The organism is Chryseobacterium sp. sg2396, assembly GCF_042610505.1.
Taxonomy (GTDB): domain Bacteria; phylum Bacteroidota; class Bacteroidia; order Flavobacteriales; family Weeksellaceae; genus Chryseobacterium.
The window spans coordinates 157,346-179,186 of record NZ_JBHGAQ010000007.1 but is presented as its reverse complement, the minus strand read 5'-3'; the positions used below and the strand labels follow the sequence as shown (position 1 = coordinate 179,186).

Below are 21,841 nucleotides of genomic sequence, written 5' to 3'. Positions count from 1 at the left end.
ATGTTTAAGCATGGTAACCCTCCTGAAATACTTTCTCCAGGAAAATCTTCCGCCCCTGCATCTCTTAAAGAGAGAAAGGAGACGGCAACAGATCAGGCAGTAAACAAAGCTGCCGAAAAAATTCAGGAAAGTACAGATGATTCTGCTCAAAAGACGACACAGAAACTGACGCAGGCACAGGCATACACTGGAGTTGTTTCAGGAACTTCCGGAATGCTGCTGAATCAAAAGTTGCAGCCCAATACTCCGGACGTGATAGAAAATAAAGTCTGGTCTCAGCAGCCTACTTCTAAAATACATAACGCCAAAGCTATTCCCGAAAGTCAGATCCACGGCATCAACCGTGTGGTAAAGTTGGATATTGTCGTAGAAGGAAAAACCATCGTGCATTTCAAACATTTCCACTTAAAGCAGAGTGCTGTCAGACATCACGAATTCAGCCTGATGCTGGCCCACGATTCTTTGGGAAATGCAGAAAACCATAATCTTGAGGAAGCACAGAATTTTCTAGGCAAAAGAATAACGGTCGTTTTTAAATACAAAGATATTGAGGAAGGCCCTGAAAGAAGTTTTGTCGGGGTTATTACCGAAGTGGGATTCAGCCAGGAAAAAGGAAGTCTCGGTAATATTGTCTTAACAGGTTGCAGCCCAACCATTCTTCTGGATGCTGCTCCCCATATCCAGAGTTTTGGCGGAGCCGGGGAAATCAGCCTGAACAGCATCGCCGATCATATTATGAAAGAAGGACTCGGACAGGGGAAATTTGATTTCAGGGTTGATGCACGGCATGGCAATGTGTCTTACAGTTCACAGTATGAAGAAACCCATTACAATTATTTAGCCCGGATAGCAGAAGCCTATGGCGAACAGTTCTACTATGACGGGGAAGTGCTGCATTTCGGAAAGCTCCCACCGCAGGAAAAGCCCATCAAGCTTATCTATGGAAGCAGTGTGAATGATGTAAAAGTCAGGATGAAAGCACAGCACGTCAATCCGAGTTTTTATGGTTATAACAGCAGTAAAAACGAAAGATTAACTACCGGAAGCTCTAAAATTACCCATGCTTCAGACATTGCCCGGAGAGCCTACGAAATTTCAGAAAAAACATTCACAACGCCTTCACTGAGGGTTGCTCCTATAAAAGCAGCATCATTTATGGATATTGATGCATCACAGAAAGGAACGGCAGGAAGCAGGGCAGCTGAGGTTTTTGTAACGTCCGGCACCACGACGGTGCCTTTTCTCTACCCTGGCTGTCCGGTAGATCTTGAGATGAGAAAATCGGAAACAAACGATACTTCCTATTTTACCAAAATATTGATGACAGAAGTTTATCATGAGGTCGATGCCCGCGGTTATTATACCGGAACTTTTGAAGCCATAGCCGCTGACTGCGAATATATCCCGCGCCCCGAATTTGAAATTCCGAGGGCCGAACCCCAGTTTGCAAAGGTGATTTCCAATGCCGATCCGCTTAACCAGGGAAGAGTGCAGGTAAGATTCGACTGGCAGAACGGGCAGGATACCACAGAATTCATCCGTGTGATGACACCGGATGCGGGAGCCAGCGATAAAGTCAGCAAAAACAGAGGGTTTATGGCAATTCCTGAAGTCGGCGATCAGGTGATCGTCAATTTCGTACATCAGCATCCCGACCGGCCTTTCGTTATGGGTGGAATGTTCCACGGCCAGGTGGGAGCAGGCGGCGGTACCGGCAACAACATCAAAAGCCTGAGTACCCGGAGCGGCAACAAGCTGGAGCTCAATGATGGCGAAGGCTCGGTATTCCTTACCGATCAGGGCGGAGCGAATATGAAGTTTGACGGTGCGGGAAATGTCGTTCACAATGCTAATAATGACAGCACTAAAACCGTAGGAAACAATAAAACGGATAAAGTTGGAAACAATAAAAAGCTGGAGGTCGGCTGCGATCATATAGCGGATATAGGGAACACCCATAAAGTTGAAGTAGGAAAGGGGCAAAGTGTTTTCACCATGGATAATACCGGAACCATTGATCTTACAGGTGTTAAACAGATTAAGTTAAAGGTCGGCAGCAGCGAGATTATTATTACTGAAAGTAAAATCTCAGTAACCAGTCCTATCGTTGAAATTAAAGGCAGTGGAAGCTCAAAAGCTATTTTTAATGGAAGTACGACAATTGAAGGAAGTCAAATCATAGAAAATTAAAATAAACATTGGAACCGAATAGATATTATGTAAAAAATGGAGACACTTTGGCTTCAATAGCTGAAGAATTAGGATTATCCATTTCTGAAATTAAAAAATATCATAATGAATCTTCGAGACCTCATGAATGGATCAAAGAAGACAATTCTTTACCCGCCTGGTCCACTTTCATTATAATTCCGGATTCTGTAGAAGTTTTAAAAAAGAAAAAAGAAGATCTTTTGTCTTCTGAAAAAGTGGCATTAAGACAAAAAGAAACAGATAATGATAAGTATCTGATTTTACAGAAAATTGATATGCAGGTTTCCGGAAGCAGCATGATAGATTCTGAAACAGAAATGGTGTGGGAATTCAGGAAATTTAAAAAAGATGGGATTTTTTACGGCGCTATTCAGCAAAAATTGCATCAGGTAAAATATATCAAATCCATTTACCGGCAGTTTGCAGAATATATGCAGAAGTTTAATAAACCCTTGGAACACTTGGTCATCGGGCTTTCTCAAGAAGGCGGTGTAGAATCATTGGTAAATCAGGAAGAAATCACGGAAAGATGGAATATGCTTAAAAATGAATTACAACCTGAATTGGGAAATACATTTGAAGAGAAAAATATGATAGAAGGCGGAGACAGGGATTTCAGTGATACATTGCCATTGATAAAAAATAACCTGCTCTATACTTTATTTCTTAATGATCTGTTTTATGAATATGCTGATCCTGGCATCTTCATTGAGCAGGGAAAACAACAATATATCTCACAGGTTTTTGCCAATGAGAGCGTAATGATCCTCACCAAGCGGAAAGTGGAAAAAGACGGGGATATTTTAAAGATAAAATTTTATTCCGAAGCAGACCCTGATAAAAACAATCATCTGAGAAATATTTATAATACCAAGCTGAAAGATTTTTTACAGGAACATTTTGATTATTCGTTTACCTGGTCTCTCGAATATCATTTTGATGTTCAAAAGGGAAAAATGCTTTTGTGCCATTCAAAGATAAAAGAACAGGCCAGCAGAAAATATACCCATCTTACGGAACATACCATACAACTTAGTAAAAATTAACGCAAATGGCTAAACTATATGTACCTGACGGAGCATGGCTGGTATGCTCCAATGGAATGAAAAAGCAGCAGATAAAAGTGACCAGCCAGTCTAAAGTGACCATTGCGGGCGGTTATCTCAAAGCGACGGTGGATGACAGGCCGGGCGGAAACTTCATGTGTGGTAAAATGATCGTTGCAGGTGCCATTATCGGTGCCGTAGCAGGAATTGCACTGGTAGCCGGATCCATCGTCTCCGGAGGAGCATTGGCGGTAGCTGCCATTGCTGCTGCAGGTGCTGCAGCGGGTGCCGGAATATCCTTAATTCCGTCAATCTGTGGAATGCTGCTTCACGATTGGACTCCTTTTGATACCAATGTACTGACTGTAGGAAAACATCCTTTATTGGAAAACTCTCAGATTCCATGCCGGCTTGGGGGGAATGTCATGATTTTGTTTTCCGAAAAAGCAGCAGATGAATTCACGGATATTACGATAGGAAGAACGGCCATTAATACGGTAGGCGTCATTGCTCTTTCTTACTTACTGTATCCCGCATTAGCAGCCATCGGCACCAGTGGTTCCACAGCCATCGGCACCTTTGCAAAATTCGGTTGGAAGGCAGGTTTAAATTATGTCGGTGGTGCGGTTTTAGCAACAGGAACAGCTTATGCGGTTGGCTGGGGTATCGATCAGGCCAAAGGAGGCATTTATTCTGTTGTGCCTACCGGAGACGGAAACACGGTAAAAACTTATGTTGACGGCTTCGAAACGGACCCTGATAAAATCGTAGGAAATTACAGGATTGCAAATGCTGCAGGGGATAAAGCTCTTTATGAGCATACCAATGATGTGGGCGGAGCATTGGGAGTAGGAAAAGATGCGGTTGGAAACAGAACCTCTACCTATTATGAGCAGACAACAACACAATCTGTCCGTCTGGATGATATTGAAGAGAGAGGAGCAACGCAAACCTCATCAGTAAATAGAATAGACGGGGCAATTGCGGGAAGAAATTCTCAGGTCGGACCAACTTACCGGGTAGTTACAGGTTCGGATTACGGAGGAAGATATCAGATTATCGAAGAAAACCAATTTACTCAAAATTCTCAATATGTAAAAAATAATTTATCTTTAAAAGGCTCGGCTGCTTTAGCCGGAACAGCGGGCATAGGAGCATTAAAAGATAATTTTGGAAGGCCTGGGTTCGATCCGTCCAAAGGGGGCGCAAAAGGAGGAGTTCAGGGAGGAGGCTTTTATATGGGGCTGCTTCAGGATGCTTATAAAGGAATAACAAATTTTCTTTTGAAAGGGCAGGCCGACGATTTGATAGAAGCTTTACAGAACGAGGAAGCGGCAGCACGGGCAAAAATAACGGTGCTGGCAGGCAAAGACTAAAATGAAAAAAAAGAATCTGAATTTTATACTACCGTTATGTATGTATTTATGGGGAATTTATACATGCTATACCATTATAATAACTTTTCAGGAATTTTCATATATTCAAAAGGTATCATGGAAAGCTGCAGAAAACCAGATAGAGGTATACTCAAGCCGGCGAAGCACAACAGTAACCTATAACTTTATAAAAGATAATATCCGGATCAGCAGAACATATCCGGGTATATTTGAGGGAATCAATACATGGCTCCGGGGCATTGATGAAAAAAAAGCTTATGTTGATATTTCCTTTTATCTCAGGAAAAAAGATTATGCCAAAATAAAGAGCAGGGAAATAGGCCCTGAAAAAGATATTTTGGGAAATCCGCTTAATAAAAACGAACCTGTACCGTTTTTCGGATTAAGGAAAATAGGTACGGACTCAAATGCTTTTTTGCTGTGGGCCGATCTTTGGAAGTTTAATTACAAATGGTGGATATTCGCTGTCTTTCTTGTTGCTCCGGCCATACTATTATTTTTGTTGAAGAAAATGAAAATTACCGATGCCGGCAAAACGGATGAGCAGGATAAGTCAGGTAAAATTCATGATTATATCTTTTGGACATTATCAGCTATAAATATTATAAATTTTATCATCTAGAAAAATGAAGAAAATCGTATTGATAATCGTTGGAATTATTGCAATAGGCTTAATAGTAGTGATTGCTAAGAACTCAATTTTTACAGACAGCGATACTCAATTTTACGAGGATGGTTGGGAAGCGCACGGAAAAAAACAATATGAACTGGCGATATTTTACTTTGAACGGATAAATAAAGACAAGTATCCGGACGCTTTCATGGGATTAGGATCTTCCTATCTCGAACTGAATGATTATGAGAATGCCATCCTGAATTTTGAAAAAGCAGTCCGGAATAAAGATAAATACAGTCCTGAAGACAATGGTAAAATACAGAATTCTTTAGGTTACTGTTATCTTCAGACAAAAAATTTCAATAAAGCAAAACAGCATCTTCTGGAAGCAGACCAGCTGGGTAATCCGAATAGCAAACGGAACCTTCAGATCTTAGATTCACTGGAAACGGCGTCAATTAATCGATAAGTAAAGTGAAGCTGATCAAAATTTGAGGAAACGTTAATAAATGTTATAAAATTCCGGGCAAAAAAGAAATTCCGTATCTTTAGTAGACTTAAACTAAATCAAACTTAAAAGTATGGAAGCCTACAATTTTGAAACGGCCATCAAGCCCTTTTTCTGGGTAGCCTCAGACAAAACTTTTTCAGTATGTTTAAACGCCGGAACTTATAAACCCGAAATTTTCGAGTGGCGGAAAGATGAAGGTTTTGAAGGAAACGGTTACGACTGGGCCTCGCTCGCAAAAGTGTTCCTCGAAGAAAAAAGGCCTGACTTAGCCGAAGACATTAAGTTCGACCCAGAAGCGGATATGTTCTGTGCCTATTCCGAAAATCCGGAAAAACTAAAGGAGTTCATCACCGGATTTAAAGAAACCTGCGAAAACGAATTGCAGATCCAGGATCTCTTCCTGAAAGCCGAAATCGATTAATCAACCATACTAGACCTCATCCGGGGTCTTTTTTAATTTTGGCTACTGGCTGTTATTTTTACCATTCACCGCTCACTCTCCAAATACCTGTTTTTTCAGGAGCTGTTTCCGGCTTTCACTACTCGCTTTTTTGTGCCGGGGCTTTTTCCGGGCTTACAAAAAGAGCTCAGACAGGCCGTTCAATCCGGGCTAAAAATCCGGGTTTTTTTATGACTGTTTGTTGCAGTATCTTAGTAATCAATTTCATTACGAACAAAATACCTACACAAAAAAATAGAAAGCCCTTATTGAAAATTTAAACATAATCATCTGTGAAAATCCGTGTAATCTGTGGTTTAAATATAAACAAAATCAAAACAAACGACCCTCAACCAAGTTCAATATTCCCCGAATTTCCGGTTTCAGTTGGATAAAAAGAAAACTAATTCCTTATCTTTGTTCCTTATGGAAAATATGGACGCAACACAGGATAAAAGGCTCTTTCTTATCGATGCCTATGCAATGATTTTCAGGGGATATTACGCATTGATCAGAAGCCCGCGGATTACGAGTGCGGGATTGGATACCTCGGCTATTTTCGGTTTCACCAATTCACTGATCGAACTGATCCGCCGGGAAAGACCCACCCACCTTGCCGTTGTGTTCGATGTAGGGGAAGCCAGTGTCAGAACCACCGATTTTCTTGAGTACAAAGCCAACCGGAGCGAAACACCGGAAGCCATTACTGCAGCGATCCCTTACATCCACCGGATTCTGCAGGCCATGCACATCCCGATCTTGGGTGTGCCAGGCTATGAAGCGGATGATGTGATCGGAACCATCGCCTGCAAAGCTGAAAAGGAAGGTTATACGACCTTTATGGTAACGCCGGACAAAGATTTTGCCCAGTTGGTGACCGATAAGATAAAAATTTACAAACCCGGACTGAAAGGAAGCGAAGTGGAAATTTTAGGAGTGGATGAAGTAAAAGCCAAATACCAGATCGAACGGCCTAAACAAGTTATAGATTTCCTGGCGATGATGGGGGATGCCGTCGATAACATTCCCGGACTGGAAGGCGTCGGAGAAAAGACGGCGATGAAATTCCTGAAAGAATACGGCAGCATCGAAAACCTGCTGGCGAATACCCACGAACTGAAAGGAAAGCTGAAAGAAAAAGTGGAAGCTTCGGCAGAGCGCGGCATCCTGTCCAAAAAACTGGCAACTATTATCTGTGATGCACCGATAGAATTCCACCAGGAACAGTATGACCTGGAAACCCCGGATTTTGAAAAAGTAAAAGAGGTCTTTGATGAAATCGAATTCAGAAGGCTGTACGATAATTTGTTCCGGGCTTTTGCACCGGTGGTTACCGGAAGCGTAAATATGGCACAGGAACAAGCCGTTACCGAAACAACGACACCACAACAAAAAGTAGCACAGGCAGTCGGCCAGCTGGACCTTTTTGCGACGTACGAAGAAATGGACCAGGCAGCCGGAACGAAATCAACCATTGAGCACAATGACCATCTGTATCAGTTCGTCGATAATCCGAAAGCCCAGAAAATGCTTGTCAGAAATCTTTTACAGCAGCGGGTCGTATGTTTTGATACCGAAACTACCTCACTGAACGAACTGGAAGCCGAACTGGTGGGCATGAGCTTTTCCTACAAAAAAGGGCTGGCCTATTATGTTCCGCTTTCTGAAGATCAGGGAGAAGTGCTGCAGACCCTGGAGATTTTCAGGCCGTTCTTTGAAAAGGAAGACCTCGTTAAAGTCGCTCATAACCTGAAATTCGATTATAAGATCCTCAGGAAGTATGACATCACGGTAAAAGGAGCCATGTTCGATACCATGATCGCCCATTACCTCCTGAACCCGGACGGAAGACACGGAATGGATTACCTTTCTGAAATCTATTTGGGATATAAACCGGTTTCCATTGAGACCATCATCGGAAAGAAAGGCAAAAACCAGGGCAACTTCCGGGACGCGGACCTGAGAACCCAAACCGATTACGCAGCAGAAGATGCCGACGTTACTTTCCAGTTGTATGAACTTTTCGCCCCACAGCTGAAAAAGGAAAACCTGGAAGACCTTTTCTTCAACATCGAAATGCCACTGATGGAAGTCCTTGCAAAAATGGAGCTTGCCGGAATTTCCCTGGACGAAAAGTGGCTGGCACAGGAAAGTATTGACCTGGAAAACGACCTGAGACAGCTGGAAGCCAAAATATTTGAACTTTCCGGAGAAGAATTCAACGTCAACTCCCCAAAACAGCTCGGTGAAATCCTGTTTGAAAAGCTTCAGCTGGACCCGAAAGCCAAGAAAACCAAAACGGGACAGTATGCCACTTCGGAAGATATCCTTCAAAAACTTGCCACCAAGCATGAAATCATCCAGCATATTTTAGAATACAGGACGTATCAGAAATTGAAATCAACCTATGTGGATGCCCTGCCGTCCCAGATTGAAAAATCGGACAACCGGGTACATACCAATTTCTCCCAGACCACAGCTGCGACAGGCCGTCTGGCGAGTGTCAACCCGAACCTTCAGAACATCCCGATCCGGACGTTAAGAGGCCAGCAGATCCGGGGAGCATTTGTGGCTGGCGAAGGGAAAAAGATTATCTCTGCCGATTACTCGCAGATCGAACTGCGCCTGATTGCGGAAATTTCCGGCGAAGATAATATGATCAAAGCCTTCCAGGACGGGGAAGATATTCATGCTTCTACTGCGGCGAAACTCTTCAATATTCCATTGGAAGAAGTATCCAAAATCCAGAGAAGCCAGGCCAAAACCGTGAACTTCGGGATTCTATACGGACAGGGTGCCTTTGCTTTGGCAGAGCAGACCGGTTTATCCAGAAGTGAGGCCAAACAGATGATCGAAGCCTATTTCGAAACCTATTCCAAGCTGAAAGCGTACATGGCGGATCAGGTGAAAAAGGCCCGTGAAATAGGTTACGTAGAAACCATTCTGGGAAGAAAACGCCACTTGAAAGACATCAGTTCCGGTAACTTTGTCGTTCGTGCCCATGCCGAAAGGAACGCCGTTAACGCTCCGATCCAGGGAAGTGCCGCCGATGTAGTGAAAATGGCGATGATCAAGATCCAGAAAGAATTTGAAAAAGAAAAGCTGCAGACCAGAATGCTCTTGCAGGTTCATGACGAATTGGTTTTCGAATCTCCGGTAGAAGAAGTGGAACTGGCCATCAACATCATCAAAATGGAAATGGAAAATGCCATTGAAACCCAGGTTCCGCTATTGGTGGAAGTAGGAGTGGGAGAGAACTGGCTGGAAGCGCATTAATTGCATTTAAAATATAAGAAAGAGACTGTCGGAAAATTGGCAGTCTCTTATTATTTATTGGCTTTTTCCCAGCATAAAAGCATTTTTAAATTTTATGGGCATGTTATTTTCTGAGCTTCACACGTTTTTATGATTTTAATTATACGAAGTAATAATTTGGCTTTCATCAAAATAAAAGCAGGATGCCTGGTAATCATGCCAACACGCCTGATAGCTTGGTCCATCTCCATAATTTGATGTATTTACATCATCTGGCCTGCCTCGTTCATATACCAACATGTCATAATGCATTCCAATCCATATTCTGTTTTTTGAGACATTGATGCAATCTTCTTTTGACCACTCGGGATGTTTTTTATAAATTTTTCCTGCTTTGGTTTTCATAAATTTTTCTTCCTCAATTTTTTCCTGTTTTTTAATGCTATCCATCCGGGCCTGATTTCTAATGCTGTCTTCTCTGGAAACATTTGTTTCAATAGCCGTAGCGGAATCTTTGTTGATATTGCTTGTGGAACTTGAACATTTATCAACTATAAAGACCAAAAATCCAAAAACAATAAAAATTAATACTGCTATTACACAACCGTTATTTGGTTTTTGCGTACTGGGATACTGGTTATTATTGGCTTTGGGAATAATCTTTTGAATATTACTGGGATTATCTTTGATAGAATAGCCACATTTGGGACATTGTAAAGCAGTATCGCTTATAAGATTACTGCATTCAGGACACTTAATTAATGACATATAGTTTTATTTATGCCACAAATTTATATTGCGGATCATCAATATACTTATGGGATTCCGTAATGTTTCAATTATAGTCAATTTTTTATCTCCTTAATCTCTTTTTACATTCTCTCTTTCCAGCATTTTCCGTTTCTTTTTTCAAGATACGGCTCTTAAGAAACTACACAATATGCTGTAAACTAGAAGAAATCAATTATGGGCAGTAAGATTTTTGATGTTCAAGGTACTGATCATCCGGGAAACCAAAGCCAGGAAAGCGAGCACTATCAGAAAGTATAGAATATCACGCCATTCGATATAATTCCAGAAACTTATGTATCAAGGATAATTTATAAAAACGGTTGCCGAAATATAAGCGCAAAAAATAAGCATCAGAATCATACTGTTGATCATGATCAGTTTCTTTGAAACCATTCCGATGATTTAAGATAAAGCAATGGTAAGAAAAGCAGCAAACAAGACTCCGCTAATCAATACGATGAAAACCGCAGACTTTTTTACATCATCCAGTGTTTTGCCTTCCTTTAAAATCAGTTTCCGGAAACCTTCCGGAATTAAGGTGAGCAAAGCGGCGGCGAAAAGCAAACCTAAGGCTGAATACACTCCGAAACCAAAAGGATTTCCTTCATCCTTGCCCAAAAAGAAAGGGATAAAATCATACAGGAAAAGGAAATTCAAGACGATGGGAAAAAGAACTTTCACCCACGGCTTCAACGGAAATCCACCCTGTTTTTGCTGCTGAATGATATGTATATCTTTTTCAGATAAAGGAAATTTTGTTTTTTCCAGAAATCCCGTCTTTTCAATTTCACCTATAACAGTCTCAGGATCGGTCATGGTCCAGAAAATCACATGTTTGTTGTAATTGTCAACCCTGTGTAGAATTTTAATGCCTTTTCCGATTACAGGAACCGAAGCATAAGGTTTTATTGAGATAATATCCTGTGGCTGAAAAATAAGATTTCCTACGAGGGAGGCATTTATTTTCAGCATATTTTCATCAGCATACAGTTTTGCAAAAGGATAGGTGGCATTGGCTCTTCCGATCCTCGCCCCGCCTGTGAGGGTAAATGTTTTCATGGGTGTTTATTTTATGATTCTTATCACAGCCAGATCATCCGTTGGTTTCATTCCGTAATGATGTTCCAGTTTTTTCAGTTTCCGGAAAAGCATTTCCCTGGAATCATAATATTCATTGTCAATACAAAGATACTCAACCGGATGAATGTTTTCCTCTGCATCTGCTTTTTTCATCTTAGAGAATGTACCGATGCCATCGGTGGCAATGGAAGCGTCCTGAAGGTCATCAAAAATAATGATCTGGGTCTGTTTCTGATACCAGTTTTCAAAATCTTCTTTAAGATGATAGGCAAAATAATCAGGCTTGTTGCCATTTTCAAATTCAGTGATTTTTCCGTTGATGCAGACCAATCCGTCTCCGATGCACAAGACCATTCCCTGATTTTCTTTTTGATCATACAGAAGAAGAATTAGTGTAGTCAGCAGTTCCTTTTCATCCAAAAGCAATGCATTTTTTACTGCTGCCATTTCATTAAAAAGATGTTTCAGGATATCCTTCAGTTCTTCTTCGAGAGGATTTTGGCCATTCTTGCGATACATTTCTTCATAACTTTTGCCTGTACAGATTTTGCGGAGGATTTTTCCGGTGAGAGCAGATGCAAACTGGCTTTCCATAGCAGTAGAACAGCCATCCATTACGGCACAGAGTAATTTATGACTTCCAATGGATTTAATGATCAGGAAATCTTCACAGTGGTTGAGGTGGTAATCGCCGATCTGTAAGGCAGAGTAAATATTCATGGAACCGCAAAAATACGGATTTTGCTATCGCGGTTAACGTATCTGAAATAGTTGGATTAAAATTTAACTAGAAATAAAAGAATCAACCCGTTAGGCCGTCTGATAAAATACCATTTTGATGATCGGGGGTAAACTGCTTTACTGCTTCATCAATACCGTAATTTTGCTGTCTTTTGAAAGCTGACTATTTCCGGATCACAAAAGACGGTGAAACACTTTTAGTAAGGATAATTTCCTTTTACCATTTCAAGTTTTTCGGAAAGTTCAGTCAATAGTGTTTCATGGATGGAAGACCATTCCCTGTGGTTTGTTAAAGTAAAATTTTTATAGAGACTTAGAAATTCAAAAAAGTTTTCCCTGTAGAGGCGGAAGCCGTCATATTCACCCTGGAGTTCATAAGACGAAAATTCTGAATAACCGTACAGGAGGAACTGTTCGTCTTCCGTGAGTCCTTCTTCATAGGAAATTTCGGAGATAACCCGCAGGCTGTCTTTAAACGCTATCAAATTCTCTGTAAGCAGATGATAGATAATTCCTAAAATGACCCGGCACACCATTTCAGTATTTTTATTCATCGCATTTTTTTCAAGAATTTTAATCAGGTTGTGGGTGCTGGCTGAGGTGGAAATTTCAATGAATGCATAGTCAGAAGCTGCTTCCGAAGCCAGAACAGCATCCGCCCAATCCGTAATCTCTTTATTTGTGATGATTCCATATTTTCTGAGTATGGCAAAAACGCTCAGGAGATTTTGATGATTAGCAATATTTTCTTTCATGCTCAGACACTGAATTCAATACCGCCCACATAGGCCAGCGAGAAAAAGTCATCCTCTACCGAAACCGGCTTCGGAACCTGCCCGCGGTTTAAAAAGATAATGCAGTTCACTTCAAATTTCAGGTTGATTTCATTCAGCCTGTTGACAAGGATCGGAAGCCATTGCTCAGCAAAGGAATAATCGGCGAACTTTTCGTAAATCGTACGGTTTCCGGCCTCAAAACCATATTCTACAAAGTCATGGTCAAGCCAGACCGTATCCTGCGAAGCCGCAAATTTCGAAATATGGATGTCATCGGATTCTTCAAGGAGATAATAGTTTTCATCTTCCTCTACAAAATCATAAAAATCTTCCTCACTCTGAAAATTCCCTACCCAAAAATCTAATGTTTCCATATCTGTCGGTTGCTTATTTAAAGCTTCAAATGTATGACAATCTAAGGGAAAAACCAGACAATTACCAACAATATCGATTGGAGTTCTACAAACCTCATAGGTTTTCAAAACCTATGAGGTTTAATCTGACAGATTACCCCTGTATATGTATTTCATTATTTCATTGATCTGATGGGAATCTTTAATTTGCGAACATTCGGTCGCGCTTTCACCGGATTTTTTATCAGTTGCAATATACTGTTTCATCCACTGCTTACTTTTTGAACGTATTAAATTAAAGTCTAATGCGGGACCGATCATATATCGGTATTCGGAGTGACAATTCAGGCAGTTGTTCTCGTATACAACAATTCCTGGCGGTGAGCTTTTGGTTTTATAACTTTTTGAATCGAAATTTAAAAACTGTTTTCTCTTAGGGTTATCGATTCGGACTGTCTTATAAATATTCAAGACTTCTTTTATATTTCCTTTTCTGTTACGTATATAAAGTCCGCTTAAAGAGTCGGTCTTCGGAATATAAAGAGAAGCAAATCCTCCTATGCTGTTTCTGGAAGTTTCCAAAATCGCTTCTCTGCCATCAATAGTAATCTGTTTAAAAAGATTATTCTTCAGCGGATAATTGTATATCTTAGCGTTATACCAGCCGTATTCTATCCACAGGGTATCTTCATCTTTTGATAGATAAGAAATGTAGGAGTCGATCCCTTTCAGGGTAGTTAGATTCCAATCGGAAGGGTATTCAAAATGAACATTTCCGATGTCTACCTTTTGCATGGTGATGACCTTTTCCTTAGAACAGGACAGCAGCAAAGCAATTAACATATATGATAAAACTTTCATCTTTACAAAACCCTTTTTCCCATTTCACTTTCCCGGATCGTCTTTTCCAGTCTTGAGACCCGGGTTTTCTCTTGTTTGGCACCCATGATCCAGTGCAGCATCACTTTTCTGTAGGACGGAGCCTGGCTGTTGAAAAATTCCCAGGCTTTCTTATTGGCCTTAAACTGTTTCTCAAATGTCGGATCGAGTACAGCAGATTCTTTTTCATGGGAATAGATTGCCGATCTTTCTTCTTTTCGTAAGGCAAAAGCTTTCAGACCGGCTTCAGTCATCAGTCCGGTGGTGGTCAGTTCTTCCATTTTCCGGATATTGACGGCACTCCAGATACTGGTCGGCTTTCTGGGGGTAAACCGGATGCTGTAGCTTTCCTCATCAATCGATCTTCTCACCCCGTCGATCCATCCGAAGCATAAAGCTTGGTCTACCGATTCCGGCCAGGTTATCGAAGGTTTCCCGGTTCCGACTTTGTAAAATCCCACCAGCAGTTCTTTTTCGGTCTGGTGGTTTTGATCAAGCCACTGCCTGAATTCCTGAGGAGTAGGGAAGAAGGTAGGTTTCATTTTAATTAATCTGCGTTATACTCTTCAATTTTCCTTTGCAGCCGGTTTTCCAGATAAGTGTTTCCGCCACGGAGTTCCTTAAGAATCATCGTGGCTTCCTGTCTGTACTTTTCAATCTTCTCCGGAATCCAGAAATGAGGAGGTGCCTGCAAATTCGTGATCCGGTCGGCCAGCTTTACGGCCCAAACTTCCCGTGGCTGCTGCCTGATTCTTTTGAGGCTGTCGGCCATCCTTTCATCTTTCGGAAGCTCTACATTTTTAGTCAGCGACAAAACACCTTCGGCGACCGTTCTCCCGAATTTTTCACTCAGTTCCTCAAAAGTAGCGCCGGTATCTTCCAGAACATCATGAAGCAAAGCCACCTGAATGGCAAACCCTGTATTAAAAGATTCCGATTGTCCTGCAGCTACCAGAATTTCCATCGCTACGTTGCTGAGGTGGACAACGTACGGAAGGTTGGTCCCCGGAATGGTCTGATTAATCTCGGTATGCTTCTGTGCAGCGAATTGTATAGTGTTTTGATAAATATCCTGTAGACTCATGGTTTTGTTAATAATCAAATTCGCGGCAAACTTCTTTAAAAGGTACGGCCGTTATTTTTTCCAGTATATTTTCCTGAATGGGAAACGCATACTGATCCTGAAACCAGATGACGGTTAGAGCTGAAAAATGCTTATCCTGATCACGGAACACATCCCGGCACATCAATGTAGCCATGCAGGTAACCATTGGAAGTTCCATCATTTTACCGAAAGAACCGGATTGGTTCCTATTTACTTTTATAAAGGGTTCAATCATATAAATTTCATCCATAAAAAACAGGTTTCCGGCTTTTATTTTTGTATTGTGCAGGATCATGGTATTGACCTTTTCACACGGATAACCTTCCAACAGCCCATCATAAGTGATTTCCTGATGAATGGAAGTAATCATTACTTTAATATTTTCTTTAAGTATAAGTTGAAAGTGATCCATAATTAATGCTTATTTTCCCCATCTTTCAAAATCAGCCTTCAGTTTAGGGGAAATCAACTGTTTTTCAATGTAATAATTTTTCAGCATTTTCAAAAACTTTTTGGATTTTTTAAGGAAATTCTTTTCAAAATACGCTTCCCCTGTCTCTTCAAGATTTACATAAGCGCGGAGCACAAAGCGTCCTGAGGCTTCAAACTTTTTACTCATAAATAGGGTTCCGGCCAGAGAAAGATACGAAACATATGGGTACTGGGGCATGTTTCTTCTTAAATAGCCCACCGGCAGACTTTCATTTAAATATTGAAAATGACTGAACATATTGATCGACTCCACATATTTCTCTTTTTCAATGACAAAAAAGTCATCAACGATTTCTCCGTTGAAATCTACCTGTAAAGTATAATAGCCTACCGGAACCAGTGAGTTTTCAGGATACAGACTGATTTTTGTATCAACTGTAGGCGGAAGAAATGAATGCCGGATATTAAATCGATGGCCATCGAAAACCGGTTTTAATTCACACTTCTCGTATCCGTTGAAAAAGTTTTCGTCTTCACAATTTTTCAGGTAAAGCTCATCAAAGCTTTCAAAAGTCCTTTCTTTAAGTTTAAATTTTTCGCAGAAGTCAGCTAATTGTTGAGCCAGGTCTGTTGTCATAAGATTTAATACAGTCAACTAAATTAGTTATTTTCTGGATAGTATTTTTTAGAAAATTTTCAGAATATATCTTTACTGATCATTCTTGCCATAAACCAATGTTCGGTCTATACCAGGAATATTTAGATTTTGGGTCTCATTGATTTTAACAAGTCTTTCAGCAAAATGATGAAGCTCCTGGTTTACCTTTTCCAACGCAATCCTTAAAGCATCCTTATCTATTTCAATCTGATCTTCCTTTACGGGTGGTGCATAATGCTCCTGAATTTCAGAATTCAGAAAATCAAAAATAATGGTTTTCTCCGTTTTTATAATTCTTGGCGAAGGGTGTCCCATATAAAAGTAAGAATCTTTATCAGACAGCAGATTATTCCAATCTCGGATAGCAGATAAATCTCCGCAACATTGCGGATAATAAAGATCAACATCATCGATATTTAAAATTAACCCTCCGGTAAGCGGACAGGCCAATTCCACAATTTCAGGATAATCCTCATCTTTCTGTCTATCGATTTCTTTTTGAACAACTTTTAAAAGATCGGAATCCGGGATCTCGTTAATTCTGTAAAAAGAGCACCCCTTCGAATAGGATTTTAAGTTATTAGAAAAGCCTGCTTGTAAATTTGTTGAAAGATGATAATCTTCCCATTCATCCGCAAATTCCCAATAAGGACCGGACGGGGGAAAGGGTATTTCCTCAATATAATTTTCGATTTCAATAACGGGTATTAATTTTATTTTCATATCAATAAAATCTTCTGCTTTTGCCTTCTAATAAGCTTTCAAAAAGTGATACCTGTTCGGTATTGAGATTTTGTAGTGTTATCTCTCTGCTTCTGGCGTTAAGATACTCACGATAATAAACCAGTTGTACTGCATTTGAACTTATCTTATACTCCCTCAGCAGAGTTGGCTTTCTGTTATTTTTCCTGTTGGAATTGGAAAAGGAATTACACTGAAACCTTTTGAAAACAAAAATATGGAGTTATCATTGATCAGAATATCAAAAGAACACCATTCATATTTTTTCTTAAAAGTTCCTTCATTGGTAAAAATGGTTCCGCTTATATTTTTCAGTTCAATGCTATTTGTGTGCCTGCAGATTTTAAGAATTTTATTTTTTTCAAGAAAGTAATAGATGCTTTTACCGATAGCGAATATGAAAATTGCTGCGGTAAAAAGAAGAAAAAAAGTATTTGACAGCGTAATTTAAATCAAATGAATTTCAATTTCAAATATAAAAAATTTATCTAAACCATAGGCAGCGCAAAATAAAAAGTACTTCCCTGGTTTGGCGAACTTTTAACTCCAATTTCGCCATGTTGTTTTTCAATGAAATTCTTGGAAATGGCCAGGCCGAGACCGGTACCGTTCTGGTGCTCGCCAGGCACCTGGAAATAGCGGTCGAAAACCTGACGGTGGTATTTTTCATCGATTCCTTTTCCGGTATCCGTTATGCTGAACCGGATCATTTCATTCGTCTTTTCCACGACGATACTGATGCTTTCATCCTGGAAGGAATGTTTGATGGCGTTGCTCAGAAAATTGTTTATCACCCAGACGGTTTTATCGAAATCGGCCATGATCATATCCCGGTCATCGGTAAAAAATTCAGTTATGATTGAAATGTTTTTCTGCTCGGCGAGTTTTTCAACATTTTTAATGGCGGCGGTAACCATTTCTTTTGGCCGGCAGTTTTCGATCGTCAGGCGGATGTTCCCGGTTTCCACCTGGGATAAATTCAGCAGCTCGCCGGTGATATCCAGCAGCCTCTGCCCGTCTTCATTAATGCTTTTCAGCAGTTCTTTCTGCTGTTCGTTCAGCTCCCCGAATTTTTGGTTTTCCAGCAGCTGGACCCCCATTTTTATGGCGGAGATCGGGGTTTTCAGCTCATGGGAAATGGTGGCGATGAAATTGGTTTTGGCAAAATCAAGCTCTTTGAAAGGTGTAATGTTTCTCAGGAGGATTACCCTTCCGATGTATTTTTTCTCCCTTTCACCCGTTTTTACGATATTGATCGGAACGATGTCCTGTTCAAAATAATTTTCTTTATTGTCAGAAACAATCTTAATCGGTTCCTTTGCCGGGGCATCGACATTTTTCAGCAGTTCACGGATCAGGTCATTGTTTATTGCCACTTCATGGACCGTTTTCCCGATAATGTCTTCTTTATTCAGTCCCGTGATTTTTAAAGCCTCATCGTTGATCATATAGATGAAGTTGTTCTCATCCAGCCCGATCACGGCATCGTGCATATTGTTCACCAGCGTCTCGATCCGTTTTTTATCCATCAGCTGTTTAGATAAAGTACTGCTTTCGTACTCCTGGAGCTTTTCCGCCATCACATTAAAGGAATGGGCAAGATCGTTAAATTCCTCGCTTCCTTTAAAATGCACCCTTTCATTATAATTCTTATTGGCAATCTGCCGGATGCTGGACGTAAGCTGGCTGATCGGTTCCGCAATCGTACGCGGAAGATTGAACAACAGGACAAAAGCGATCAGAAAGCAGACGGTTCCCAGGCTGACAATCCAGAAAGTGGCGTTTCCGGCCGTAATGATGGCAATATCGCTTTTCCTTTCGATCCCTTTCATATTCAGGGACATGATGGTTACCAGATCTTCACGGATCAGCTTTTCCTTTTTATCCGTCGGCTGCTGAAGATAGCTTTTAAAATGCAGGTTGAGGTTCTGTGTGGCTTCCTTTTCCCCGAATTCCGTCAGGTTTTTTTCCTGCAGGGCGGTATTTTTCTGGAAATCTTTAATGGCCACGGCGCTGTCGGTTTCTATCTTATCCAGCGCCAGCAGCATGTTTTTGGAAAATTCGATACTGTTATAATTGGCAGTCAGGATCTTTTCGGTGTCGGATTTTAATTTATTGATATATACGGAGCCGATCACTGAAAGCAGGACGATCAGCACGAATAAAAGACCTACGCCGAGGGTGAGCTTTGTTTTAAGTTTCATTGTCTTTTAAGATAAAATAATAATATCGATCTGTCTTTCATTCAGCCGGTTCATCAGCGTATAGATCCAGCTGTACCCGAAGATCCGCTGCAGCAGATTCTCATGGGGCTTTCCGATGCAGACCGTCGTTATATTATGCTCGATCACATAATCCAGAATCCCTTTATGGACGCTGTTCTCCTTCACGCGGACCACCTTCGCGCCCAATTCCTGTGCTAAATTAAAATTATTAATTAAAAAACGCTGCTTGTTCAGGGCGATTTTTTCAGGGTTCTCCGAAGGCCTCTGGATATACAGCACCGTCCACGGACTGTTATAATAACTGGCGAGTCTGGCGGTTTTACGAATAATGTTCCTGGCTATTTTTTCATTGCTGCTGATGCAGGCCAGGAATTTTACAGGTTTAAAGCTTTCGGTCTTGATCTCGGTTTCCACTTTCCTTTCCACGTGGGTCGCTACTTCTTTCAAAGCCAGTTCCCGGAGCTGAAGGATATGTCCGCTCTGGAAAAAATGATTCAGCGCGGTCTGGATTTTTTCTTTTTTGTAAATCTTTCCTTCCTTCAGCCTTGTCAGCAGTTCGTCGGCGGTTAAATCGATATTCACTACTTCATCGGCAAGGGCCAGGATTTTGTCGGGAACGCGTTCCGCAACTTCAATTCCGGTGATCTTCTTTACTTCTTCGTTCAGGCTTTCGATATGCTGGATGTTCATCGCACTGATGACGTTAATCCCGTTGTCGAGGATTTCCAGCACGTCTTGCCATCTTTTTTTATTTTTGGACCCTTCGATGTTGGTATGGGCCAGCTCATCCACCAGAACCACTTCCGGATGGGTGTTGATGATCGTCTGAAGATCCATTTCCTCTAGGTTTTTGCCTTTATAGAACGATGACCTTCTGGGAATTTCGGGAATGCCATCCGTAAGGGCTACGGTTTCTTCCCGGCCGTGCGTTTCGATATAGCCGATCTTCACATCGATACCGCTTCGCAGCAGCGCATGGGCTTCCTGCAGCATCCGGAAGGTTTTTCCCACACCGGCGCTCATCCCGATATAAATCTTGAATTTCCCTTTCCGGGATTTCTGGATCAGTTCTAAAAAATCTTTCGCTGAAGACATGGATTTTATTTTTTTGAGTTGGAATTTCAAACCTCATAGGTTTTCAAAACCTATGAGGTTTAGATGAGACAGCTTCCCAGCTTATCAGAACCAGGCCGCCAGGCTCGTCGTAATAAAAAAGTTCCCTTTCCTAAACTCACCATCCTTCATAAAAATCGCATCTTTGGAACTGAAGCTTCTTGCTTCCGTACGGAACACAACGTTTTTGGAAACGGCATAATCCACATTCACGGAATAGCCGAAAGTCTGAAATCCGTTCGGGGTTTTGGTACTGATGATCACTCCGTTTTTATCGTTGTAATACTCAAGTCTTCCGGCCAGTGCCCAACGGTTATCCATCTGGTATTTCAACAGGACATTCGGGGAATACCACAGGTTATAGCTTTCGCTGCCTTTTTCTTTCTGTTCAGCACCAATGTCGAATCCGAGGGTGGTAGAAAATTGATCGGTCAGCTGAAAACTTCCAAAAAGATCATGGAAATACCGCATTCTTTTTTCGGCTTTTGCTTTATCGTTTCCGATGAACGAGCTGCTGTTGAGAGTAATCTTTTCATTCGGTTTGTAGGTCAATTGATGGCCGAATGAAATTGTCTGGTTGCCTTCCGGTCTGGCGATCCGCTGCCAGCCGTTGAGCACAAGTCCGCTCAGGAACCATTTGCCGTTATCCGAAGTATAGGAAATTTTGGCTCCGGTTTCAAAATACGGCGAATTTTCAGCGGCTAAGCTTCGGGTGAGGTTGATGTTGTCTTTCCCGATGGCACTTTCCCAGCCGATATGCGAAGGCATGATTCCGGCATCGATCCAGAGGTTTTTTGTTTTGGAGATTTTTACCCCTATGTTGGCTTCGTTCACGTAACGTAAAGCTTCCTGCTCGGCAGCCATATTATCCTGGGCGTAGGTTCCGGCCATTAAAGCCAGGTTGGCCCGGAAATTATCGGCCTGATAAGAGCCTTTTACCAATCCCAGGTTCAGATTTACTTCATTGTGGCGGTTGTAGGAATACAGGAAATTTTGGCGGATATGATTGGCCGGTTCGTTGAAATCATAGGTGTAAAAAAGTTCTGCGTATGCCGAAAACGTAATTTTGTTATTCGTTTTTACGGAATCCGCTGTTTGTGCTTTTGGGAAAAAGGTTCCTAAGATGATACTGGCAACTATATATTTTTTCATGGGTTGATGGAAGTACAGCAAATACTGTACATATTTGGGTTAATTTAAAAGGTTTGAAAGGTTTGTTTTCCAGATCTCTTCTATCTTAATTAACGCATAGGATAATGCTTGTTTCCGTTATATTTAAAGGGAGCAAAGCGTGGCGGCTAAGCCGCTGATGAAGCGAAAGAATAAGTCCGCTTCATCAGATCAGCAGGCTGATCTTTTCTTTGCTTCCTCGCATTATGCATTCAGCAATTAAAAACTTTGCGTTAAAAAAACAACTAAATGATGCCTTGAAATTTTTAGTCCTTTCTGTCTTCAGGATAAGATTGATGAT

General features: G+C 41.1%; 21 protein-coding genes. 7 read left to right on the top strand and 14 right to left on the bottom strand.

Going from position 1 to position 21,841, the window contains the following annotated elements:
• From ACED20_RS09770 to polA, 7 genes are all read left to right on the top strand, one after another.
• A complete protein-coding gene (locus ACED20_RS09770; protein WP_378104335.1) occupies nucleotides 1-2,190 on the top strand; it encodes a type VI secretion system Vgr family protein in 2,190 nt (729 codons plus the stop codon).
• Between the two features lie 8 nt (nucleotides 2,191-2,198).
• The gene (locus ACED20_RS09765) at nucleotides 2,199-3,257 is read left to right on the top strand and encodes a LysM domain-containing protein (protein WP_294236664.1); all 1,059 of its coding nucleotides are present in this window, start codon (nucleotides 2,199-2,201) and stop codon (nucleotides 3,255-3,257) included.
• Between the two features lie 5 nt (nucleotides 3,258-3,262).
• Nucleotides 3,263-4,633, top strand: a complete 1,371-nt coding sequence (locus ACED20_RS09760) for a PAAR-like protein (RefSeq protein WP_294197598.1) — start codon at nucleotides 3,263-3,265, stop codon at nucleotides 4,631-4,633.
• A 1-nt stretch (nucleotide 4,634) separates the two neighbouring features.
• On the top strand, nucleotides 4,635-5,276 hold the full coding sequence (locus ACED20_RS09755; RefSeq protein ID WP_294236666.1) for a hypothetical protein: 642 nt from the start codon (nucleotides 4,635-4,637) through the stop codon (nucleotides 5,274-5,276).
• Nucleotides 5,277-5,280: 4 nt separating this feature from the next.
• Complete coding sequence (locus tag ACED20_RS09750; protein ID WP_294197604.1) at nucleotides 5,281-5,739, top strand: tetratricopeptide repeat protein; 459 nt, start codon at nucleotides 5,281-5,283, stop codon at nucleotides 5,737-5,739.
• A 112-nt stretch (nucleotides 5,740-5,851) separates the two neighbouring features.
• The gene (locus ACED20_RS09745) at nucleotides 5,852-6,202 is read left to right on the top strand and encodes an immunity 51 family protein (protein WP_294197606.1); all 351 of its coding nucleotides are present in this window, start codon (nucleotides 5,852-5,854) and stop codon (nucleotides 6,200-6,202) included.
• A gap of 453 nt (nucleotides 6,203-6,655) precedes the next feature.
• Entirely contained in the window at nucleotides 6,656-9,496 is a 2,841-nt protein-coding gene (gene polA, locus ACED20_RS09740; RefSeq protein WP_378104330.1) for a DNA polymerase I, read from the top strand.
• Nucleotides 9,497-9,631: 135 nt separating this feature from the next.
• On the opposite strand, the gene ACED20_RS09735 is transcribed toward polA, so the two are convergent.
• The 14 genes from ACED20_RS09735 to ACED20_RS09670 form a co-directional block, all read right to left on the bottom strand.
• Nucleotides 9,632-10,243 carry a zinc-ribbon domain-containing protein gene (locus ACED20_RS09735; protein ID WP_294229878.1) on the bottom strand — a complete coding sequence of 204 codons (612 nt, stop codon included), beginning with the start codon at nucleotides 10,241-10,243 and terminating at the stop codon, nucleotides 9,632-9,634.
• A 426-nt stretch (nucleotides 10,244-10,669) separates the two neighbouring features.
• A complete protein-coding gene (locus ACED20_RS09730; RefSeq protein WP_345767439.1) occupies nucleotides 10,670-11,326 on the bottom strand; it encodes a hypothetical protein in 657 nt (218 codons plus the stop codon).
• A 6-nt stretch (nucleotides 11,327-11,332) separates the two neighbouring features.
• A complete protein-coding gene (locus ACED20_RS09725) occupies nucleotides 11,333-12,067 on the bottom strand; it encodes a protein phosphatase 2C domain-containing protein (protein ID WP_345767440.1) in 735 nt (244 codons plus the stop codon).
• A 218-nt stretch (nucleotides 12,068-12,285) separates the two neighbouring features.
• Nucleotides 12,286-12,843 (bottom strand): hypothetical protein, encoded by a 558-nt coding sequence (locus tag ACED20_RS09720; protein ID WP_378104327.1) that lies wholly within the window; start codon nucleotides 12,841-12,843, stop codon nucleotides 12,286-12,288.
• Nucleotides 12,844-12,845: 2 nt separating this feature from the next.
• Nucleotides 12,846-13,238, bottom strand: a complete 393-nt coding sequence (locus tag ACED20_RS09715) for an immunity 22 family protein (RefSeq protein ID WP_294314350.1) — start codon at nucleotides 13,236-13,238, stop codon at nucleotides 12,846-12,848.
• Nucleotides 13,239-13,358: 120 nt separating this feature from the next.
• Nucleotides 13,359-14,078 (bottom strand): hypothetical protein, encoded by a 720-nt coding sequence (locus tag ACED20_RS09710; RefSeq protein WP_294229891.1) that lies wholly within the window; start codon nucleotides 14,076-14,078, stop codon nucleotides 13,359-13,361.
• A 2-nt stretch (nucleotides 14,079-14,080) separates the two neighbouring features.
• Entirely contained in the window at nucleotides 14,081-14,638 is a 558-nt protein-coding gene (locus tag ACED20_RS09705; RefSeq protein WP_345767442.1) for a YdeI/OmpD-associated family protein, read from the bottom strand.
• A 5-nt stretch (nucleotides 14,639-14,643) separates the two neighbouring features.
• Nucleotides 14,644-15,180 carry an HD domain-containing protein gene (locus ACED20_RS09700; protein ID WP_345767443.1) on the bottom strand — a complete coding sequence of 179 codons (537 nt, stop codon included), beginning with the start codon at nucleotides 15,178-15,180 and terminating at the stop codon, nucleotides 14,644-14,646.
• A 7-nt stretch (nucleotides 15,181-15,187) separates the two neighbouring features.
• Nucleotides 15,188-15,613, bottom strand: coding sequence for a hypothetical protein (locus ACED20_RS09695; RefSeq protein WP_378104324.1), 426 nt, complete (start codon nucleotides 15,611-15,613; stop codon nucleotides 15,188-15,190).
• 9 nt (nucleotides 15,614-15,622) lie between these two features.
• Entirely contained in the window at nucleotides 15,623-16,270 is a 648-nt protein-coding gene (locus ACED20_RS09690) for a hypothetical protein (protein WP_345767445.1), read from the bottom strand.
• Between the two features lie 72 nt (nucleotides 16,271-16,342).
• A complete protein-coding gene (locus ACED20_RS09685) occupies nucleotides 16,343-17,014 on the bottom strand; it encodes a hypothetical protein (protein ID WP_345767446.1) in 672 nt (223 codons plus the stop codon).
• Between the two features lie 506 nt (nucleotides 17,015-17,520).
• The gene (locus ACED20_RS09680) at nucleotides 17,521-19,236 is read right to left on the bottom strand and encodes an ATP-binding protein (protein ID WP_378104321.1); all 1,716 of its coding nucleotides are present in this window, start codon (nucleotides 19,234-19,236) and stop codon (nucleotides 17,521-17,523) included.
• Nucleotides 19,237-19,242: 6 nt separating this feature from the next.
• A complete protein-coding gene (locus ACED20_RS09675; protein ID WP_294221749.1) occupies nucleotides 19,243-20,352 on the bottom strand; it encodes a sensor protein KdpD in 1,110 nt (369 codons plus the stop codon).
• A gap of 84 nt (nucleotides 20,353-20,436) precedes the next feature.
• Nucleotides 20,437-21,522, bottom strand: a complete 1,086-nt coding sequence (locus tag ACED20_RS09670) for a porin (RefSeq protein ID WP_345767447.1) — start codon at nucleotides 21,520-21,522, stop codon at nucleotides 20,437-20,439.
• Between the last annotated feature and the right edge of the window lie 319 nt (nucleotides 21,523-21,841).

Excerpts from the sequence above, each read along its gene's own strand:
- ACED20_RS09685 (WP_345767446.1), bottom strand. The coding sequence starts at position 17,014 with ATGAAAATAAAATTAATACCCGTTATTGAAATCGAAAATTATATTGAG.
- ACED20_RS09695 (WP_378104324.1), bottom strand. The coding sequence starts at position 15,613 with ATGGATCACTTTCAACTTATACTTAAAGAAAATATTAAAGTAATGATT.
- ACED20_RS09680 (WP_378104321.1), bottom strand. The coding sequence starts at position 19,236 with ATGAAACTTAAAACAAAGCTCACCCTCGGCGTAGGTCTTTTATTCGTG.
- ACED20_RS09710 (WP_294229891.1), bottom strand. The coding sequence starts at position 14,078 with ATGAAAGTTTTATCATATATGTTAATTGCTTTGCTGCTGTCCTGTTCT.
- ACED20_RS09730 (WP_345767439.1), bottom strand. The coding sequence starts at position 11,326 with ATGAAAACATTTACCCTCACAGGCGGGGCGAGGATCGGAAGAGCCAAT.
- ACED20_RS09700 (WP_345767443.1), bottom strand. The coding sequence starts at position 15,180 with ATGAGTCTACAGGATATTTATCAAAACACTATACAATTCGCTGCACAG.
- ACED20_RS09670 (WP_345767447.1), bottom strand. The coding sequence starts at position 21,522 with ATGAAAAAATATATAGTTGCCAGTATCATCTTAGGAACCTTTTTCCCA.
- ACED20_RS09715 (WP_294314350.1), bottom strand. The coding sequence starts at position 13,238 with ATGGAAACATTAGATTTTTGGGTAGGGAATTTTCAGAGTGAGGAAGAT.
- ACED20_RS09735 (WP_294229878.1), bottom strand. The coding sequence starts at position 10,243 with ATGTCATTAATTAAGTGTCCTGAATGCAGTAATCTTATAAGCGATACT.
- ACED20_RS09690 (WP_345767445.1), bottom strand. The coding sequence starts at position 16,270 with ATGACAACAGACCTGGCTCAACAATTAGCTGACTTCTGCGAAAAATTT.
- ACED20_RS09760 (WP_294197598.1), top strand. The coding sequence starts at position 3,263 with ATGGCTAAACTATATGTACCTGACGGAGCATGGCTGGTATGCTCCAAT.
- ACED20_RS09745 (WP_294197606.1), top strand. The coding sequence starts at position 5,852 with ATGGAAGCCTACAATTTTGAAACGGCCATCAAGCCCTTTTTCTGGGTA.
- ACED20_RS09675 (WP_294221749.1), bottom strand. The coding sequence starts at position 20,352 with ATGTCTTCAGCGAAAGATTTTTTAGAACTGATCCAGAAATCCCGGAAA.
- ACED20_RS09755 (WP_294236666.1), top strand. The coding sequence starts at position 4,635 with ATGAAAAAAAAGAATCTGAATTTTATACTACCGTTATGTATGTATTTA.
- ACED20_RS09750 (WP_294197604.1), top strand. The coding sequence starts at position 5,281 with ATGAAGAAAATCGTATTGATAATCGTTGGAATTATTGCAATAGGCTTA.
- ACED20_RS09705 (WP_345767442.1), bottom strand. The coding sequence starts at position 14,638 with ATGAAACCTACCTTCTTCCCTACTCCTCAGGAATTCAGGCAGTGGCTT.
- polA (WP_378104330.1), top strand. The coding sequence starts at position 6,656 with ATGGACGCAACACAGGATAAAAGGCTCTTTCTTATCGATGCCTATGCA.
- ACED20_RS09770 (WP_378104335.1), top strand. The coding sequence starts at position 1 with ATGTTTAAGCATGGTAACCCTCCTGAAATACTTTCTCCAGGAAAATCT.
- ACED20_RS09725 (WP_345767440.1), bottom strand. The coding sequence starts at position 12,067 with ATGAATATTTACTCTGCCTTACAGATCGGCGATTACCACCTCAACCAC.
- ACED20_RS09720 (WP_378104327.1), bottom strand. The coding sequence starts at position 12,843 with ATGAAAGAAAATATTGCTAATCATCAAAATCTCCTGAGCGTTTTTGCC.